Raw genomic sequence first — 19,009 nt, forward strand, 5'->3', positions numbered from 1 at the left:
TAATAAAAAGCCCGCACGAGGGCGGGCCGGTTGGTGGGGATTCTCAGGGGGCGATCATCATGGCCACGGGAATGGCCAGCAGCAGGCTCAGAAAGGCACGAATAAACCAGATAAGTACCAGGGTGCCGACCTTCAGCGGAATGCGGGTAGCCAGAATGCAGGGAATGGATGCCGAGAAAAACAGCACCGACGACACGCATACCACGCCGGCGGCAAAGCGGGCCACAAAGTCGGCCTCCGCCATCAGCAGCGCCGGCAGGAACATTTCCGCCAGGCCCGAGGCGGTGGCCCGGGACAACGCCATGCCTTCTTCCAGCCCCCATACCAGTGTGGCCGGGTAGAACAGGTAGCCCAGCCAGTCGAACAGCGGCGTGTATTTGGCCACCAGCAGCCCAATCAGTCCAACCGACATAATGGTTGGCAGTATGCTGATGGTCATCACCAGGCCATCGCGAAAGTTCTCCAGCACATTGCGTGGCAGGGACGGGGCCTGCTCGGCCACCTGCAGGCCGTTTTGCCAGGCCAGGGCCAGACGTCGGCCCGGCTCTCCCACCGGCTCCCGGTGTTCGGCGCCGTCATCCATACGGGACAGGGGCGGCAGCCGTACCGTGATGGCGGTAACCACAAAGGTGATCACCAGGGTCAGCCAGAAATACTGATTCCAGATATCCATCAGATCCAGGGTCTTGGCCACAATGATCATAAAGGTGGCGGACACGGTGGAAAACCCGGTGGCGATAATGGCGGCTTCCCGGGCGGAATAGTGTCCCGAGCCGTACACCCGGTTGGTGATCAGCAGGCCGATGGAGTAGCTGCCCACAAAGGAGGCCACCGCATCGATGGCCGAACGCCCCGGGGTGCGCCAGATCGGGCGCATCAGCTTCTGCACCAGAATGCCGATGGCCTCCAGTAGGCCATAGCCCACCAGAAAGGCCAGAAACACCGAGCCGAGCGGCACAATCAGCCCCACCGAAATCACCAGCTTGTTAAACAGAAAGGGCAGCATGTCCGGCGTCTGCAGGGCGGCGGGGCCCATGCCGGTGAGCGCCAGCGCACCGGCGATGACGCCCAGCCACTTCAGCAGCAGAAAGATGCGATCGGTCTGGCTGCGCCGCCATTGGCCGCTGATCAGCGGATAGACCGCCCCGGCCAGTATCATGGCCATGGCATACCAGCCGGCCCCGGTTTCCCCCATTGCAGTGCGCAACCAGCCCACCATGTGATCCAGCGGAATACTGGTCTTGCCCTGCAGGGTGACGGGAATAAAAAAGATGAGGATGCCCACGGCGCTGAGCCCCAGCAGGCGAAGGGTGGCCCGCAGGGAAGTGCGGGACTCGGTGGTGGCGTACTGCATTGAGAAAACCTCCCTGTAAATGATGTCTAATGTATATACATAAACCGGACCATTGTTAATAAGTCGTTTCTTTATGATGTGATCCTTGTCAATTAATCGGCGGTTACGCCAAATTGGACTTGCCATACCGGGGTGGAATGTATAAATGTATATACAAATATTCATACAAGGAGTCTGTCATGTCGCAACCGGATCGTCTCTGGATCAACGTCACCCTGTTTGACGGCCTGGCCACCGCCGCCGAGCCCATGGCGGTAGCGGTAACAAACGGCCTGATCGAGCGGGTTTGCCCGATGAGCGAACTGTTGGTCGGCGAACCGGCGGCCGGTGAGGTGATCGACGCCGAGGGGCGGGTGCTGACCCCGGGGCTGGTGGACTGCCATACCCACCTGGTGTTTGGCGGCAGCCGCGCCGGTGAGTTTGAGGCCCGGCTCGAGGGTAAAAGTTATGAAGAGATCGCCCGCGCCGGCGGCGGCATTCTCAGCACGGTGCGCGCCACCCGCGATGCCAGCGAAGAGGAGCTGTACCAGGCCGCGCTGCCGGGCCTTGAGGCGCTGATGAGTGAGGGTGTGACCACGGTGGAGATCAAGTCCGGTTACGGCCTGACCGTGGAAGACGAACTCAAGATGCTGCGGGTGGCCCGCCGGCTGGGGCGCGAGCGGCCGGTGCGGGTGATAACCACCCTGCTTGGGGCCCATGCCCTGCCACCGGAATATAAAGACGATGCCGACGGCTATATAGATCTGGTGTGCAACCGCATGATTCCGGCGGCGGCCGCCGAAGGACTGGCGGATGCGGTGGATGTGTTCTGCGAGGGCATCGGTTTTTCGGTGGCGCAGTGTCAGCGGGTCTATGTCGCCGCCAGGGCTTATGGTCTGGCCATCAAGGGTCACACCGAGCAGCTGTCCAATCTGGGCGGCAGCGCCGCCGCCGCCCGGGCCGGGGCCTTGTCGGTGGATCATATCGAATACCTGGACGAAGCCGGAGTTATTGCTCTCGCCGAGGCCGGCACGGTCGCCACCCTGTTGCCCGGCGCCTTTTACATGCTGCGCGAAACCAGAGTGCCGCCCATTGAGCTGTTGCGCCGCCATGGGGTGCCCATGGCCCTGGCCACCGACGCCAATCCGGGTACCTCGCCGATTTTCAGCCTGAAACTGATGCTGAGCATGGCCTGCACCCTGTTCCGGCTCACGCCGCTGGAAGCCCTGAGTGGGGTCACCGCCCACGGCGCTCGCGCCCTGGGGCTGCATCAACAGATCGGGCGCATTGCTCCCGGGCTGCGGGCGGATCTGTGTCTGTGGAACACCAGCAACCCGGCGGAGCTGGCCTACAGCGTGGGCTTGCCGACCCTGAATCAACGCATGGTCGCGGGAGAGCCGGCATGAGTATCGATATGAGCAATTGGAGCGGACGCATTGATCCGGAAACCAACAGCCCACGCTGGCACCAGCGAGTGCAGCCGCTGACCGAAGGCGCGGCCCCGGGCACCGCCCTGGTGGGCTTTTGCAGCGACGAAGGCGTGCGCCGCAACAAGGGCCGGACAGGCGCCGCCGGCGGTCCCGCGGCCCTGCGCCGGGCCCTGGGTCCGCTGGCCTGGCACCAGAGTGCGCCGGCCTATGATGCCGGAGACGTGGTGTGCCAGGGCGAGGATCTGGACGGTGCCCATCGGGCGCTGGCGGAGCGGGTGGCGCACAGCCTGGCCGCCGGCCACTTTCCCATCGTGATGGGCGGCGGTCACGAGGTGGCGTTTGGCTCCTGGAGCGGCCTGGCAAAGCATCTGGAGAAGACGGAGCAGTGCCCGCGCATCGGCATCATCAATTTCGATGCCCACTTCGATCTACGGGATCCGCAGTTCGTGGTGTCGTCGGGCACCCCCTTTGCCCAGATCGCCAACGCCTGCGAGCAGCGCGACTGGCCCTTTGCCTACGCCTGTCTGGGGGTCAGTCGGGCCGCCAATACCCAGGCGCTGTTTGCCCGGGCCGAACGTCTGGGAGTGCTAGTGCGGGAAGACAAGGCCATGACCGCCGCCGCCCTGCCGGCGCTGATCGAGGCGCTCAACGGCTTTATGGCGAACTGCGATCACCTTTACCTGACCGTGGATATCGACGTCTTTCCCGCCGCCCAGGCCCCCGGCGTGAGTGCGCCGGCGCCCCGGGGCGTGGGGCTGGAAGTGATCGAGCCTCTGATTGAACACATTCGCGCCAGCGGCAAGCTACGGCTGGCGGATTTGGCAGAACTCAACCCCGAGTACGACGTGGACGGCCACACGGCCCGTCTGGCGGCTCGATTGATCCATACATTGGCACCATAAGAGAGGGAATTTTTCATGTCTCAGCACAGCAACCGTCACGACCCCAGCCGCGTCATCAAGGCGCCTACCGGCGTCAATAAAATCTGCAAGAGTTGGCTCACCGAGGCCGCCTACCGCATGCTGCACAACAACCTGCACCCGGACGTGGCCGAGCGACCCGAAGATCTGGTGGTGTATGGCGGCATCGGCCGCGCCGCCCGCAACTGGCCCTGCTTCGATCGCATTGCCGAGGTGCTGACCCGCCTGGAGGATGACGAAACCCTGCTGATCCAGTCCGGCAAGCCGGTGGGCGTGTTCAAGACCCACGCCGATGCGCCCCGCGTGCTGCTGGCCAACTCCAACCTGGTGCCCCACTGGGCCAACTGGGAGCATTTTAACGAGCTCGATAAAAAAGGCCTGATGATGTACGGCCAGATGACCGCCGGATCCTGGATCTACATCGGCTCTCAGGGCATAGTGCAGGGCACCTACGAAACCTTTGTGGCCATGGCCAAGCAGCACTTCAACGGCGAAGCCAAAGGCCGCTGGATCCTCACCGGCGGTCTGGGCGGCATGGGCGGAGCCCAGCCGCTGGCCGCCACCATGGCCGGCTTCAGCTGTATTGCGGTGGAATGCGACGAGACCCGCATCGACTTCCGCCTGCGCACCCGTTATGTCGACAAGAAGGCCTACAGCCTGGATGAAGCCTTGGGGATGATTGACGAAGCCAAGGCCAAGGGTGAGGCGGTGTCCGTGGGCCTGCTCGGCAACTGTGCCGACATCTTCCCCGAAATAGTGGAGCGCGGCATAGTGCCCGACGTGACTACCGACCAGACCAGCGCCCACGACCCGCTGAACGGCTACCTGCCGAAAGGCTGGACCATGGAGCACGCCGCCGACATGCGTCTGAAGGACGAAGCCGCGGTGGTGAATGCCGCCAAGGAGTCCATGGCCATTCAGGTGCGCGCCATGCTGGCGTTGCAGGAGCGTGGCTCGGCTACCACCGACTACGGCAACAACATTCGTCAGATGGCCAAGGAAAAAGGGGTGGAGAATGCCTTTGACTTCCCGGGCTTCGTACCGGCCTATATTCGTCCGCTGTTCTGCCAGGGCATAGGCCCGTTCCGCTGGGTGGCGCTGTCCGGCGATCCGGAAGACATTTACAAGACCGATGCCAAGGTGAAGGAGCTGATCCCCGACGATCCGCACCTGCACAACTGGCTCGACATGGCCCGGGAGCGGATCAGCTTTCAGGGACTGCCGGCGCGGATCTGCTGGGTGGGCCTCAAGGATCGTGCCCGTCTCGGCCGAGCTTTTAACGACATGGTCAAAAACGGTGAGCTCAAGGCGCCCATCGTCATTGGCCGGGATCACCTGGACTCCGGATCCGTGGCCAGCCCCAACCGGGAAACCGAAGCCATGCAGGACGGCTCCGATGCGGTCTCCGATTGGCCGCTGCTGAACGCCCTGCTGAACACCGCCGGCGGTGCCACCTGGGTGTCGCTGCATCACGGTGGTGGTGTGGGCATGGGCTTCAGCCAGCACTCCGGTGTGGTGATCGTGGCCGACGGCACCGATGCCGCCGCCGCCCGCCTGGGCCGCGTGCTGCGTAACGATCCGGGCACCGGCGTCATGCGCCATGCCGATGCCGGTTATGATATTGCCATCGACTGTGCCCACGAGCAGGGCCTGGATCTGCCCATGATTAACGGCTTGAGCAACAAGGACTGAGCACGATGAACACACTGACCCTCAACCCCGGAAAAATGACCCTGGCGCAAATGCGCCAGGCTTATGAGCAGCCGGTCAAACTGAGTCTGGATCCATCCACCCATGGCGCCATTCAGGCTTCGGTGGATTGTGTGAACCGTATGGTAGCGGAAGACCGCACCGTGTACGGCATCAACACCGGCTTTGGCCTGCTGGCCAACACACGAATCAAACCTGAGGATCTGGAAACCCTGCAGCGTTCCCTGGTGCTGTCCCACGCTACCGGCCTGGGCACGCTGGTGAGCGACGACTTGGTGCGCCTGATCATGGTGCTCAAGATCAACGGCCTGGCCCGGGGCTTTTCCGGCATTCGCTTGGAAGTGCTGGAAGCCCTGATGGCCCTGGTCAACCATGAGGTTTATCCCTGCATTCCCGGCAAGGGCTCCGTGGGTGCTTCAGGGGATCTGGCACCGCTGGCGCACATGAGCTGCGTGCTGCTGGGCGAGGGCCAGGCCCGCTATCAAGGCGAGATCATCAGCGCCGGCCAGGCGCTGGAGATCGCCGGCCTCAAACCCATGGGGCTGGCCCCTAAGGAAGGACTGGCGCTGCTCAACGGCACTCAGGTGTCCACCGCCTTTGCCCTGCGCGGCCTGTTCGAGGCGGAGGATCTGTTCGCCGGCGCCATTGCCGTGGGTGGCCTCACCGTGGAGGCCACGCTCAGCTCCCGCCGTCCCTTTGACCCGCGCATTCACGACGTGCGCGGCCAGCGAGGACAGATCGATGCCGCCGCCGCCTATCGCCATGTGCTGGGCGAGGCAAGCGAGATCAGCCGTTCCCACGTGAATTGCGCCAAGGTGCAGGATCCCTACTCCCTGCGCTGCCAGCCCCAGGTGATGGGCGCCTGCCTGACTCAACTGCGTCAGGCCGCCGAAGTACTGCTGATTGAAGGCAACGCCGTGTCCGACAACCCCCTGGTGTTTGCCGACGACAACGACGTGATTTCCGGTGGCAACTTCCACGCCGAGCCGGTGGCCATGGCCGCCGACAACCTGGCCCTGGCCATTGCCGAAATCGGCTCCCTGAGCGAGCGCCGGGTATCGCTGATGATGGATACCCATATGTCGGGGCTGCCGCCCTTCCTGGTGGAAAACGGCGGGGTCAACTCCGGCTTTATGATCGCCCAGGTCTCGGCGGCGGCGCTGGCGTCCGACAACAAGGCGCTGGCGCACCCGCACTCGGTGGACTCACTGCCCACCTCCGCCAACCAGGAAGACCATGTGTCCATGGCTCCCAACGGCGGTCGCCGGCTGTGGGACATGGTGGAGAACACTCGGGGCGTGCTGGCCATTGAATGGCTGGCGGCCTGTCAGGGCCTGGACTTCCGTGGCGGCATGAAGACCACTGAGTTGCTGGAACAGGCGCGCCGGACCCTGCGCGAACGGGTGAGCTACTACGACAAGGATCGTTTCTTTGGCCCCGATATCGAACAGGCCAACACCCTGCTCAAGGCCAACGTGCTCAGCCACCTGGTGCCGGCGGGGCTGCTGCCCAGCCACTGAAAATCACCGGTTGATACTCTTAAAGGGCTGCCTCGGCAGCCCTTTTTTGATCCCGATGATGACCGGTTGGCCAAATGTATAACAAGCCAACTGATTTTGATTCACGTTTGCTTTAAACTTCCTGGTCGATTCGATGTAGGGAGAGGTTTCGAATGAGGTTTATCTTCACGGCGTTGTTGCTGGGTAGCCTGGCCTGCCAGGCACAGGCCGAGGTGAGCATTACCGATGACAGAGGGGCTGACATCACCCTGGCGCAGCCGGCGAGCCGTTCGGCCGCGGTGTCCGCCTTTGCCGCCGATGCCCTGGTAGCGTTGGGGGAAACCCCGGTGGCGGTAACCCAGTTCGGCCGGCAGGACAGGCCTACTTACCTGGGACAGGGAGTGTCGCAGGCGGTGAGCCTGGGCGCGCGAGGACAGCCCAATCTGGAGTTGTTGTCCGAGCAGGCGCCGGATCTGGTACTGGCGGTGCGCCGTTACACCGAATCTCATGCCGACAGGCTGCAGGCCATCGCGCCCTACGCGGCCTTTGATGATCTGACCCTGAAAGACAGCCTGAAGGCGGTGACCGACATCGGTACCCTGGTGGGCAAGCCCCAGCAGGCCGAGGCACTCAACCGGGAGTTCGAGCAAACCCTGGCGCAAATGGCGGAACGGATAGGCGAGCTAAGCGGGCAAAGCATTGCCATGCTGGTCACCGCCAGTGAGCAGCCCTTTGTCTATTACGATCACTTTCTGCCGGTGGAGCTGGCCTCGGCTTTGGGCCTGAACAACGTGGCCGGTGCCAGCCCCGAATGGCCGGGCAAGCTGCCCTTTGGCTTTCGCATGCCCCTTGAGCAGCTGCTGGCCGCCGATCCGGATATTCTGGTGCTGTTTCCCAGCGCCCAGCCCAGGGCCTTCGTCAAAAATCCGTTGTGGAAATACCTGAAGGCGGTCAAGAACCAGCGCGTCTACTCGGTGGGGTACCACTGGAAGGAAGGGGGCGGTCCCATTGCTCGTACGCTCATATTGCAACAGCTGGGGCACCTGGCCTATCCGGCATTGTTTGAGGCCCCGACAGCCTTGCCGGCCGAGCTGGCGGTCAAGCCGTTCTCATGAAGTTGCAACTGCTGTTGGCGGCCATGATGCCGCTGCTGTTGTGGGGCGGACTGGCGGCGGGTCATGTCCCTCTCGGTACGGAACGGTTGTGGGCCGCGCTGCAAGGGCAGGGCGATGGCCTGGCCCAGGTGGTGGTGTGGGAATTGCGCCTGCCCCGGGCACTGCTGGCCTTTGTGGTGGGCGGTTGTCTGGCATTGTCTGGCCTGGTGATGCAGCGGGTCAGCCGCAACCCGCTGGCGTCTCCCGCCCTGACCGGCGTGTCTGCCGGCGCGGCGCTGGCGGTGGTCGCCGGCATCTTGCTGGGGCAGGCCGGTATTGGTCTGACCCCCTGGCTGGCAATGGCCGGCGGTCTGGTGGCCGGCCTGCTGACCCTGTTATTGGCGGGGGGACGACAGCTGCAACCTACCCGTATTGTGCTGGCCGGGGTGGCGGTTACCGCCCTCTGTGGCGGCCTGACCACCACCCTGTTACTGCGGGCGGAGGCGGACGCCGGCGAGTTTCTGTTCTGGATGGCGGGGGGCGTGGCCGGACGCAGCTGGCCACAGCTGCAGTTGTTGCTGTGGTGTGTGGTGCCGGCCCTGCTGGCGCTGTGGCTGACCCGGCGCAACCTGGCGGTGCTGGAAAATGGCGATGACATGGCCCTCAGCCTGGGAATACGGCCGGCGCGCTGGCGCGCCTGGTATTTGCTGCTGGCGACCCTGCTGGCCACCTCAACGGTGGCGGTGGCCGGCCCCATCGGGTTTGTGGGGCTGCTGGCGCCACACCTGGTGCGCTTTCTCTGGCCGGAGCGGCGGCAACCCTTTGGACTGTGCCTGCTGCTGGGCGGGGTGCTGCTGATGGGGGCCGATGTGCTGGCCCGGCTGCCCGGCACCGCCCAGGAGATTCCGTTAGGAGTCATGACTGCCCTGCTGGGCGGGCCCCTGTTGTTGCAACTGATGGTAAGGGAAAAGCTATGACGCGGCTGCTGTCGGTATTGGGACTGCCCCTGCTGCTGTTGCTGGCTGCCCTGACCGCCCTGGTGCAGGGAGCGGTGCAGGTGCAGTCCGGCAACCTGATCGAATTGATGGCCGGTGAAGCCGGTGCGCACCTGCAGCGGGTGGTACTCGATTACCGCCTGCCCCGGGTGCTGCTGGGAGGCCTGGTTGGTGCGCATTTTGCCCTGGCCGGTTACCTGCTGCAGCTGATCACCCGCAACCCCCTGGCCGATGCCGGGGTGCTGGGCATTTCCTCCGGCAGCGGCCTGGCGGCGGTCATTGTGTTTGTCGTGCTGGGCCGGTTGATGGGACAGGATACCGCCTACCAGCTGGTGCCGGTCACCCTGGCCTGGTTACCCTGGCTGACCCTGACGGGCGGCCTGCTGGCGGGGGCCTTGCTGTGGTGGCTGTGGCGCCGCACCGGACTCAGCCCGGTGCGGCTGGCGGTGGTGGGCGCCACCTGCGCCGCCATCTTTTCGGCATTGCTGATGGGCGCCCTGGTGTTGTGGGGGCAGGCCAGCAGCGAGGTGATTATTCTCTGGCTGGCGGGCACCCTGTATGGCGCCGGCTGGGAGCGGCTGTGGGCCCTGCTGCCCTGGAGCCTGGTGCTGTTGCCCCTGGTAACCCTGCTGTCCCGGCCCATGCTGCTGCTCAGCCTGGATGCTCAAAAAACGCAGACCCTGGGCTTTAACGTGACCCGCTGGAACGGCCTGATGCTGACGCTGGCGGTGGCCCTGGCGGCCAGCGCCGTGGCCATGAGCGGCCCGGTCGGCTTTGTCGGCATTCTGGTGCCCTGGCTGGCCCGAAGGCTTTATCCCAACCGCATTGTCGATCAGTTGTGGGGCTGCATCTGGCTGGGCGCCTTGCTGGTGGTGGCCGGCGATACCCTGGGGCGAGTGGTGATGAGCCCGTTCGAGTTACCGGTGGGGGTAGTGACCGCCCTTATCGGTTGCCCCTTCTTTCTTTATCTGCTCAATCGCAAGGTATGAACATGCTGGAAATCGACAACCTCAGCCTTGGCTATGGTCAGGGGCGCGCCGGCCAGCAAGCCATCGTCAACGGCATCAGCCTCAAGCTGGAACCCGGCGTCTGTGCCCTGCTGGGGCCCAATGGTTGCGGCAAGAGTACCCTGCTCAAGGGGCTGGCCGGACTGCTCAGGCCCCAGGCCGGCAGCATTCGCCTGCAGGGGCGAGAGCTGGCGCAGTGGCCCCGGCAGGCCCTGGCCCGGCGGCTGGCCTTTATGCCCCAGCAACCCACGGCACCGGACGAAATTCATGTGCGCCAGCTGGTGATGCTGGGGCGTTACCCTCACCTGGGGCTGTGGCGCCGTCCCGGACAGGAAGATCTCGACCGGGTGGACTGGGCCATGGGCCAGACCGGCGTGGCCGAGCTGGCCGACAAGCCGCTGCGCAGCCTGTCCGGTGGCCAGCAGCAGCGAGTGTGGATCGCCATGGCCCTGGCCCAGCAGGCCGGCCTGCTGCTGCTGGACGAGCCTACCACCTACCTGGACTGGGGCTACCAGCTGGAAACCCTGGAGCTGCTGGGGCAGCTGCATCGGGAGCAGGGGTTGTCGGTGCTGATGTCGCTGCATGAGCTGAATCAGGCGGCCCGCTACGCCCAGCACCTGGTGGTGATGCGGGCGGGCCGTCTGGTGCGAGAAGGCAGTCCAGCCGAGGTGCTGACGCCGGCCCTGCTGGCCGAGGTGTTCGGAGTGGACGCCCGTATTCTGCGGGATGAAGACGGTGTTCATCATGCCCTGGCGCGGGGCACGGCCAGGTAAGTCGTCACAGAAATTCAAAAAAGTTCAATTTTTTATTGAAATGAAAGGTCACATAAAAAACAATACCCAAACACTAAGAGTCAATCATTATCATTTGGGTTTTGTTTATGTCATCTACAGGGATTGTGAAGCCTGCCGTGGCCGGCTTCAGCCGTCGTCCGTTAAGTATTCTGGTCAGCCTGGCACTGATGCCGGCCTTGCCGCTGTCCGCCGAAGAAGTCGCCAGCACTGAACTGGATCAGATTGTGGTGGAAGGGGATTGGCTGGGTGCCCCCAGCAAGGAAGCCGTCAAGACTTACACCGGTGCCCGCAACGTGGTGGAAAGCGAAGAATTGCACGAGCGTGGCGCCCTCAACCTGGAAGACGCCCTGCGCCGAGTGCCCGGTGTTCAGGTGCTGGACGAAACCGGCACCGGCATTCTGCCCAATATCGGGGTACGCGGCCTCAACCCGCTGCGCAGCGAACGAGTGCAACTGCTGGTGGACGGTTACCCGGTGGCCATCGGTCCCTATACCAATGTGGGCGTGTCGCTGTTTCCGGTGACCCTGCCCAGCCTGGAGGCGGTGGATATCGCCCGGGGCGGTGCCGCCGTGCACTATGGCCCTAACAACGTGGGCGGCGTGCTCAACCTGGTGACCAGACCCATTCCCAATGCCTTTGAACAGACCCTGCGCGAACGCCTGCTGATCGCCGAAGATACCGGCCATGTGCTCACCGATACCTACTATCGTGCGGGTGGCTTCGTCACCGATAACCTGGGCCTGCAGTTTCAGGCCAACCTGCTGAAGGGCAACGGCTTTCGGGATCATTCCGATACCGAGGTGCAGAACTACATCCTCGATGTCGACTATTTCGCCGACGACATTAACGAGTTCAAGGCCCAGCTGCAGTATTACGATGTGACCGCCGATTTGCCCGGTGCCCTGAGCCCGGCGGCCTACCAGTCGGATCGCAACCAGTCCCAGCGTCCCTACGACCGCTTTGACGCCGACATGTGGCGGGCCACCCTGACCTGGATCCATACCCCCAGTGATGATGTGGAATTCCAGTGGCGCAATTTTGCCCACAAAGCGGATCGAACTTTCTATTACAGCCAGAGCTCGAGTGCATCTCACTGGGCTGATCCAGAGGGCGCAGCCAGCAACGTGAACGACACCCCGCGTATCTTCCACGTGTACGGCACCGAGCCGCGCATCACCAAACAGCTGGGCAACCATACCATTATGCTGGGCGGCCGCTATGTGCGTGAAGAGGTGGAATTCGACATCAATCGCCTGACCCTGGCCGACGGCAACTATAACGATGAATTGCGTGATTGGGACTTTGCCACCAACGCCTACGCCGCTTATGTCAGCGATACTATCAGCCTGCTGGATGATCGCCTGTCCATTACCCCGGGCATTCGTTATGAAGAAGTACGTACTGACTGGGTAGATGAAAAAGCGGGTAGCAACTTAACCGACAGTAATAATGTTAGCGCTTGGCTGCCCGGTTTGACCGTGGGCCTGCAGGCCACCGATAAGGTGTTCCTGTTCGCCAACGCCCAGCGCTCCCTGGTGCCGGTGCAGACCGCTCAGGTAGTAAGGGAAGGTGAATTTGATAATGAAACCGCCTGGAACTACGAGCTGGGCGCCCGCTGGCAGCCTTACAGCAACCTGCAGACCACCGCCACCCTGTTCCGCATCGACTACGAGGATCAGATCCAACACAACAGAAACACAGACCGTTATGAAAATCTGGGTGAAACCCGCCAGCAGGGTATCGAGCTGGAAAGCCGTTGGTCGCCGACCACCGATGTGGATCTGGGGCTGACTTATACCTTCCTTGATACTGAGCAATTGAGCGACAGCAGTTCCAGCTTTGCTGGCAATGATTTGCCCAACGCGCCCCGTCATCACGTTAGCGCCGACGCCGTTTATCGCACCGGCCTGTGGACCGCCAGCGCCACCGCCCTGTACGCCTCCAGCAGTTTCAGCGATCCCGAGAATACCGTTGAGGAAACGCCCAATGGCAGTGCCGGCAAGCTGCCGGCCTACACCCTGGTTAACACTCGCCTGGGCCGGGATATTCCTCTGGGTAATGACATGACCCTGAATGTGGGCCTGGGGGTGAATAATCTGCTGGACGACGACGCCTACTTCCGCGGCGCCGACGTCAGCCCGATTGGCCGAGTGCCCATGCCCGGCCGTACCTATGTGCTGGAAGGCCAGCTCAGCTTCTGAGCCGGACCAATCTGGTCGCATGATTGCACCACCACAGGGGCTGCCAAGGCAGCCCCTGTTTTTTTGTCCAGTACCCTCGTGCTAGACTCGGCCTCTTTTATGACGCCGGGGTAATGTGGTCGATGGCGAATTTCAGAACCCATATTCAGGTGGCGAGTGCGGTCAGCGGCCTGCTGGCCGCAGGCATGGTGTGGGCCGGTGAGGCCAACCCGGCCGAAGGCGCGCTGTTGTGGCTGGCGGGCAGTCTGGGGGGCATATTGCCGGACATGGACTCGGACTCTTCCCGGTCGCTGGACATTGTCTTTCGGCTGTTCGGCGGCCTGGCGGCTATGCTGGCGCTGCTGTTTGGTCAGCAGCACCTGTCGTTGGTCGACACCCTGGTGCTGGGGGCGGTGGGCTATGCACTGGTGCGCTACCCGCTGTGCTGGGCCTTCGCCCGTTTTACCGTGCACCGGGCCAGCCTGCATTCCCTGCTGGCCAACGGGGTGTTTGGCCTGGTGACCGTGGTGCTGGGGGAGCGGCTGTTCGGGCTTGACGCTGACATGGCCTGGCTTACCGGCTTGTTTGTGTTTCTCGGTGCCTGCATTCACCTGCTGCTGGATGAGCTGTACAGCATTGATCTGGAAGGGCGGCGCATCAAGAAGTCATTCGGCACCGCGCTCAAACTCATTGAGTGGCCGGCGCCGCTGCCCAACCTGCTGTTGCTGGCGCTGCTGGCCGGTAGCTGGTGGCTGGCGCCGGCACAACCCGGGCTGAGCGAGCTGCTGGCGCGGCTATTGCCGGTTTCCCACATCTGGTAGAATGGCGGCGCTGTTGGCGCCGTCCCTCTTAATAACTCCACAACAACGCCGGGCCGGTGGGCAGCGACGCTTCAATACTCCACACACAGGACACAAGTGATGAGCCTCGCAGACAAGGTTTTGGCCGTTAACAACGATCTTCCCATTCGAACCCGCCAGCCGGTGCACAGCGGCAAGGTGCGCTCCGTTTACTGGCTGACCGAAGAAGACAGCCGCCGGCTGATTCGGGAAAAAGGCTATAAGGTGGCCCCCGATGCCCCCCTGGCGATCATGGTGATCAGCGATCGCATCTCCGCCTTTGACTGCATCTGGCATGGCGAAGAGGGCCTGAACGGTGTGCCCGGTAAGGGCGCGGCGCTCAACGCCATCTCCAATCACTGGTTTCGTCTGTTCAGGGAGCAGGGATTGGCCGACAGCCACATTCTCGATATTCCCCATCCCTTTGTGTGGATCGTGCAAAAGGCCACGCCGGTGAAAATCGAGGCCATCTGCCGCCAGTACATCACCGGCTCCATGTGGCGCAGCTATGAAAAGGGCGAGCGGGAGTTCTGCGGCATTCGCCTGCCCGAGGGCCTGAAAAAGGATCAGAAGCTGCCCGAGCTGCTGATGACCCCGTCCACCAAGGGCATTCTCAAGGGTATTCCCGGGGTGCCGGAAGCGGACGACGTCAACATCACCCGGCAAAATATTGAAGACAACTTCGCCGCCTTTAACTTTAAAAGCCAGGACGACATCGCCCGCTATGAGCGTCTGCTGAAGGAAGGTTTTGAGGTGATAAGCCAGGAGCTTGCCAAGATCGATCAGGTGTTTGTGGATACCAAGTTCGAGTTTGGTTACGTCACCGATGACGAGGGCAATGAAAAGCTGATCTACATGGACGAGGTGGGCACTCCCGACTCGTCCCGCATCTGGGATGGTCCGGCCTACCGGGAAGGGCGCATTGTGGAAAACTCGAAAGAGGACTTCCGTCAGTTGCTGCTCAAGCATTTCCCCGACCCGGACATTTTGCTCAACAAGGAGCGCATGCCCGAGCGTGAGGCCCTGGCCCGTGACAACGCCCTGCCGGTGGACGTGCTGATGAAAATCTCCAGCACCTATGTGGGTATCGCCGAGAAAATCACCGGCCGAAAACTGGAACTTTCCGACAATCCCAAGGCCGACATTATCGCCATTCTGCGCGACGACTACGGCCTGGTGGATTAAGCCCGGCGTCAGTCGAACAAAGGGACGGGCCTCAACACAAGCCGTTTGCTAGATGCCGGGAGTTTCCCGGCATTTTTATGTCTGATGAGTCAGGTGTGTTGGGGCAGGCAATGTTTACCGGCGACGTCAGTGCTCATTCAAAAACGCGGGGCGTCAAAGTCTTCCGGCTCGTCGGTGTAGATGCACACATTGTGCTCGGCCACCAGGCCGTCGGGGCTGACGCAGTGGGCCTCAAAAAATGCCTGAATGCCACTGCGCTGGCAGTGGGCTTCAAAGCTCGCCATATCGGCCCAGATCTCGTTGAACACCAGCGGAAAACTGCTGCCGCCGGCAAAGGGGCTGTCGAGCCGGCGGGTCACTCGATACTGAATGCAGCCATCTTCACGCAGGGTGTCGGCTTCAAGCGCCTGCAATACACGAAACAGTTCCCGCTCCTTGCCCGGCTTGGGCTGAAAGGCGGCAATGCAATAGACTCGGCTCGACATGGTGTTTCCTCGTAATAAAAAACAAAAACGCCACCGTTATGGTGGCGTTGCAACAAACGGCTTGAATGCTCAGCGGGTGCCGAACACCACTATGGTCTTGCCGTGGGCGGTGATCAGGTTCTGCTCTTCCAGCATTTTCAGTATGCGGCCCACGGTTTCCCGGGAGCAGCCCACGATCTGGCCGATCTCCTGGCGGGTGATCTTGATCTGCATGCCGTCGGGGTGGGTCATGGCATCGGGCTGGCGAGCCAGGTTGAGCAGGGTTTCGGCAATGCGGCCGGTCACGTCCAGGAAGGCCAGATCGCCCACCTTCTGACTGGTGGTCTGCAGCCGGGTGGCCATCTGGGCCGACAGCCGCATCAGGATCTCCGGGTTCACCTGGATCAGCTGGCGAAACTTCTTGTAGGAAATCTCGGCCACTTCACAGGGAGACTTGGCTCGAACCCAGGCGGTACGCACCGGGTTTTCGGTCTCTTCAAACAGACCCAATTCGCCGATGAAATCACCCTGGTTCAGGTAAGACAGTATCATTTCCTTGCCATCTTCATCCTTGATCAGCACGGCGACCGAGCCCTTGACGATGTAATAAAGGGTTTCCGCCTTTTCGCCCGCGTGGATCAATGAGCTCTTGGCCGGATACTTGTGAATATGGCAATGTGACAAAAACCATTCCAGGGTCGGGTCACTTTGGGGCTTGCCGATAACCATGCGTCTTCCTCTCGAGTCGGCCCGGTCCTTGCGGCCTGGCCTTATACCTAGTTGCGTGGGTGAGCGGCTAGCATAAAAGGCTTGGCAGCCTTCATCAAGAGCCGGGCCGCTTTTATCCCGTCGGGGCAATAGGCTACTATGCGCTTTTTCAGGAGGAGATAATTATGAAAGCCAAGATCAGCTGGTTGCAGGACCTGTGCTTTGAGGGCGTATCCGAGTCCGGCCACAAAATGATTCTGGACGGCACCAATCCGGGCCAGGGCGCCAGCCCCATGGAAGCAGTGCTGCTGGGCGCCGGCGGTTGCAGTGCCATCGATGTGGTCATGATCCTGGAAAAAAGCCGTCAGGCCATTACCGGCTGCGAGGCAGAGCTTAGCGCCGAGCGGGCGGAAAACCCGCCTCGTGTCTTTACCTCCATTCACCTTAATTTCGTGGTGACCGGCCGCGAGCTGTCGGAAAAGCAGGTGGAACGAGCGGTGTCATTGTCGATGGAAAAATACTGCTCGGTGATCAAGATGCTGGAAAAGGCCGTGACCATTACCTCGTCTTACGAAATTCGCGAAGCCTGAGTTCACTGTATTGGCTCCCGCCCATTAAAAATGCCGGAATATCTCCGGCATTTTGCTTTTGGACTGGCGCGGGGCGCACTCAGCGAATTTTGCCGGTCTCCAGCAATTGCTCCAGCATGGGCCGTAAAATCAGCTCCATGGCAAAGCCCATTTTGCCGCCGGGCACCACTATGGTATTGCGCCGGGACATAAAGGAGCCGTCGATCATCGCCAGCAAATAGGGAAAGTCCACGTTTTTGATGCCGCGAAAGCGAATCACCATCATGCTTTCATCCAGGCTGGGAATGATCTTGGCGCTGAACGGGTTTGACGTGTCCACCGTGGGCACCCGCTGAAAGTTGATATGGGTGCGGGAAAACTGCGGGGTAATGAAGTTGATGTAGTCTTCCATTGAGCGCACGATGGAGTCGGTGACCGCCTCCCGGGAATGGCCGCGCTCGGCGGTGTCGCGAATGAGCTTCTGAATCCACTCCAGGTTGACGATGGGCACCATGCCCACCAGCAGGTCCACATGCTGGGCTACGTTGTGATCGTCGGTCACCACGCCGCCGTGCAGGCCTTCATAAAACAGCAGGTTGGTGTCGTCGGGCAGCTGCTGCCAGGGGGTAAAGGTGCCCGGCATCTGGTTAAAGGGCACCGCCTCGTCAAAGGTATGCAGATAGCGGCGGAACTGACCGGAGCCGGTGTCGCCATATTCCTTGAAGAACTGCTCCAGCAGCTCGAAGTCGTTGGCCTCGGGGCCGAAATAGCTGATGTGCCGGCCCTGCTCCCGAGCCCGGCGAATGGCCACGTCCATCTCCGGCCGAGTGTAACGGTGAAAGCTGTCCCCCTCGAGCACGGCGGCCTTGACCCCGAGCTGGGCAAACATGGACTGGAACACGTCGGTGGAGGTCGATGTGCCGGCACCCGAAGAGCCGGTCACCGCTATGATGGGGTGCTTGGCGGACATGACGAACCTTAAAATTGTTGAAACTGTGAGTGTTTATACGCAGGGCGTCGGGCTCAGGTCAAGGTTTGTGACCAAAGCGGTCGGCGGGCACTATGTTCACGGTTTCGTGCAGTTCACTGAACACGATGACCGCCTCGCCCCGCTCAAGTTGCTGTTTTACCTCGAATACTTTTTGTTCAAGGCTGACGTCCTGCTCGCCGTATTCGGTGCCTTCCTGCAGTACAAAGTGCTCGATCAAATTGTTCAGGGTGTCTTCGGGCAAATCACGAAAGGGAATAATCATGCGTTTTCCTGTGTTGGGGGCCAGTGCCCGCCCAGCCAGTCCGGAATCCGTTGTTCCAGCCAGTAACGCGGCCGCCAGGGCGCACCCTGCATAAAGCCCACATGGCCGCCGTGGCGGCTGAGTTCATAGGTAATGGCCGGGGGCAGGACGTCCGCTTCGGGAATGACCGCCTCGGTCATAAAGGGATCGTCGGCGGCGTGCAGCACCAGGGTTGGGGTTACGATGTCGGCCAGCCTGGGCAGGCCGGAGCAGCGATGGTAGTAATCGTCGGCACCGGCAAAGCCGTGCAGGGGCGCGGTAATGCGCTCATCAAACTCCCGCAGGCTGGCGATGGCGCCCACGTCGGGCCGAAAGGCGGCGTCGGGGTGGCGGGCCAGACGCCGGCGCCAGTTGTGTTTCATGCGGCCCAGCAGATAGCGCTGATACAGCCGCGACAGCCCCCGGTCAATGCGGTCGGCACAGGCCGCCAGTTGCAGGGGCGCCGACACCACCACGGCGGCAGACAGCGGGTTGCGGCGGTGCCGGGCCAGGTAGTTGATCAGCATGTTGCCACCCAGGGAATAGCCGATGGCGGCCATGGGCCGGCCGGGAAAGCGCCGGCGCAGGGTGTCGAGCACAAAGGCCGGGTCTTCGGTTTCACCGGAATGGTAGGCCCGCAGTAGCCGGTTGGGTTCGCCACTGCAGCCGCGGAAATGCATCAGCACCGGTTGCCAGCCGCGCGCGTGCAGCGCCGCCATCATGCCCTGCACATAATGAGACTGCACGCAGCCTTCCAGGCCGTGAAACAGCACCACCAGCGGAGATGAGCCGTCCAGCTCGGGCGTGGCCCAGGCCAGATCGACAAAATCGCCGTCGGGCAGCTCCAGACGCTCGCCCTGGCAGTGCTGGCGAGAGCGGTGCAGGGCGCGGGCCAGTATGGTCTGCAGGTGCGGATTGCGGGCCCACCAGGGAGATTGGAATTGGCTGGAGCGAATCATGGTGTCCTGTGCTGGTGATTGAAGGCGGCGATCGGGGGGCCGCTGCCGAATA

Annotated in this window: 18 protein-coding genes; 12 read left to right on the forward strand and 6 right to left on the reverse strand. The window is 62.2% G+C overall.

The genetic code is table 11. The features are described from left to right. Positions 1–43: 43 nt before the first annotated feature. Positions 44–1,354 (reverse strand): YjiH family protein, encoded by a 1,311-nt coding sequence (locus tag B6S08_RS16070; protein ID WP_094201824.1) that lies wholly within the window; start codon positions 1,352–1,354, stop codon positions 44–46. A 179-nt stretch (positions 1,355–1,533) separates the two neighbouring features. On the opposite strand from B6S08_RS16070, the gene hutI reads away from it, so the two are divergent. The 11 genes from hutI (at position 1,534) to B6S08_RS16125 (ending at position 14,986) form a co-directional block, all read left to right on the forward strand. Next, positions 1,534–2,739 carry an imidazolonepropionase gene (gene hutI / locus B6S08_RS16075; protein WP_094201825.1) on the forward strand — a complete coding sequence of 402 codons (1,206 nt, stop codon included), beginning with the start codon at positions 1,534–1,536 and terminating at the stop codon, positions 2,737–2,739. Between the two features lie 8 nt (positions 2,740–2,747). Continuing rightward, positions 2,748–3,665: a formimidoylglutamase gene (gene hutG, locus B6S08_RS16080; RefSeq protein WP_245849884.1), complete on the forward strand. Its 918-nt coding sequence runs from the start codon at positions 2,748–2,750 to the stop codon at positions 3,663–3,665. Positions 3,666–3,680: 15 nt separating this feature from the next. Continuing rightward, on the forward strand, positions 3,681–5,375 hold the full coding sequence (gene hutU / locus B6S08_RS16085; protein ID WP_094201827.1) for a urocanate hydratase: 1,695 nt from the start codon (positions 3,681–3,683) through the stop codon (positions 5,373–5,375). A 5-nt stretch (positions 5,376–5,380) separates the two neighbouring features. After that, positions 5,381–6,913 (forward strand): histidine ammonia-lyase, encoded by a 1,533-nt coding sequence (gene hutH / locus B6S08_RS16090; protein WP_094201828.1) that lies wholly within the window; start codon positions 5,381–5,383, stop codon positions 6,911–6,913. A 152-nt stretch (positions 6,914–7,065) separates the two neighbouring features. Beyond that, on the forward strand, positions 7,066–8,007 hold the full coding sequence (locus B6S08_RS16095) for an iron-siderophore ABC transporter substrate-binding protein (RefSeq protein ID WP_094201829.1): 942 nt from the start codon (positions 7,066–7,068) through the stop codon (positions 8,005–8,007). After that, on the forward strand, positions 8,004–8,963 hold the full coding sequence (locus B6S08_RS16100; protein WP_094201830.1) for a FecCD family ABC transporter permease: 960 nt from the start codon (positions 8,004–8,006) through the stop codon (positions 8,961–8,963). The genes B6S08_RS16095 and B6S08_RS16100 overlap by 4 nt, the downstream gene beginning before the upstream one ends. Beyond that, a complete protein-coding gene (locus tag B6S08_RS16105) occupies positions 8,960–9,970 on the forward strand; it encodes a FecCD family ABC transporter permease (RefSeq protein WP_094201831.1) in 1,011 nt (336 codons plus the stop codon). The genes B6S08_RS16100 and B6S08_RS16105 overlap by 4 nt, the downstream gene beginning before the upstream one ends. A gap of 2 nt (positions 9,971–9,972) precedes the next feature. Beyond that, positions 9,973–10,761 carry an ABC transporter ATP-binding protein gene (locus tag B6S08_RS16110; protein ID WP_094201832.1) on the forward strand — a complete coding sequence of 263 codons (789 nt, stop codon included), beginning with the start codon at positions 9,973–9,975 and terminating at the stop codon, positions 10,759–10,761. A gap of 107 nt (positions 10,762–10,868) precedes the next feature. Continuing rightward, on the forward strand, positions 10,869–12,983 hold the full coding sequence (locus tag B6S08_RS16115; protein WP_169716421.1) for a TonB-dependent receptor family protein: 2,115 nt from the start codon (positions 10,869–10,871) through the stop codon (positions 12,981–12,983). A gap of 122 nt (positions 12,984–13,105) precedes the next feature. Beyond that, positions 13,106–13,783: a metal-dependent hydrolase gene (locus B6S08_RS16120; protein ID WP_094201834.1), complete on the forward strand. Its 678-nt coding sequence runs from the start codon at positions 13,106–13,108 to the stop codon at positions 13,781–13,783. 99 nt (positions 13,784–13,882) lie between these two features. Next, the gene (locus B6S08_RS16125) at positions 13,883–14,986 is read left to right on the forward strand and encodes a phosphoribosylaminoimidazolesuccinocarboxamide synthase (RefSeq protein ID WP_094201835.1); all 1,104 of its coding nucleotides are present in this window, start codon (positions 13,883–13,885) and stop codon (positions 14,984–14,986) included. Between the two features lie 137 nt (positions 14,987–15,123). On the opposite strand, the gene B6S08_RS16130 is transcribed toward B6S08_RS16125, so the two are convergent. Together B6S08_RS16130 and crp are read right to left on the reverse strand one after the other, a co-directional pair. Beyond that, complete coding sequence (locus B6S08_RS16130; RefSeq protein WP_094201836.1) at positions 15,124–15,471, reverse strand: putative quinol monooxygenase; 348 nt, start codon at positions 15,469–15,471, stop codon at positions 15,124–15,126. Positions 15,472–15,540: 69 nt separating this feature from the next. Then, on the reverse strand, positions 15,541–16,179 hold the full coding sequence (gene crp / locus B6S08_RS16135) for a cAMP-activated global transcriptional regulator CRP (RefSeq protein WP_094201837.1): 639 nt from the start codon (positions 16,177–16,179) through the stop codon (positions 15,541–15,543). Positions 16,180–16,343: 164 nt separating this feature from the next. Here crp and B6S08_RS16140 point away from each other — a divergent pair, with 164 nt between their 5' ends. Beyond that, positions 16,344–16,748: an OsmC family protein gene (locus B6S08_RS16140; protein WP_094201838.1), complete on the forward strand. Its 405-nt coding sequence runs from the start codon at positions 16,344–16,346 to the stop codon at positions 16,746–16,748. Positions 16,749–16,827: 79 nt separating this feature from the next. On the opposite strand, the gene B6S08_RS16145 is transcribed toward B6S08_RS16140, so the two are convergent. The 3 genes from B6S08_RS16145 to B6S08_RS16155 are packed head-to-tail and all read right to left on the reverse strand — an operon-like array spanning position 16,828 to position 18,957. Then, positions 16,828–17,697 carry a phosphoribulokinase gene (locus tag B6S08_RS16145; RefSeq protein ID WP_094201839.1) on the reverse strand — a complete coding sequence of 290 codons (870 nt, stop codon included), beginning with the start codon at positions 17,695–17,697 and terminating at the stop codon, positions 16,828–16,830. A gap of 58 nt (positions 17,698–17,755) precedes the next feature. Further along, positions 17,756–17,980 (reverse strand): YheU family protein, encoded by a 225-nt coding sequence (locus B6S08_RS16150; RefSeq protein WP_094201840.1) that lies wholly within the window; start codon positions 17,978–17,980, stop codon positions 17,756–17,758. Further along, positions 17,977–18,957, reverse strand: coding sequence for a hydrolase (locus B6S08_RS16155; protein ID WP_094201841.1), 981 nt, complete (start codon positions 18,955–18,957; stop codon positions 17,977–17,979). The genes B6S08_RS16150 and B6S08_RS16155 overlap by 4 nt, the downstream gene beginning before the upstream one ends. Between the last annotated feature and the right edge of the window lie 52 nt (positions 18,958–19,009).

The organism is Oceanimonas doudoroffii, assembly GCF_002242685.1.
GTDB lineage: Bacteria > Pseudomonadota > Gammaproteobacteria > Enterobacterales > Aeromonadaceae > Oceanimonas > Oceanimonas doudoroffii.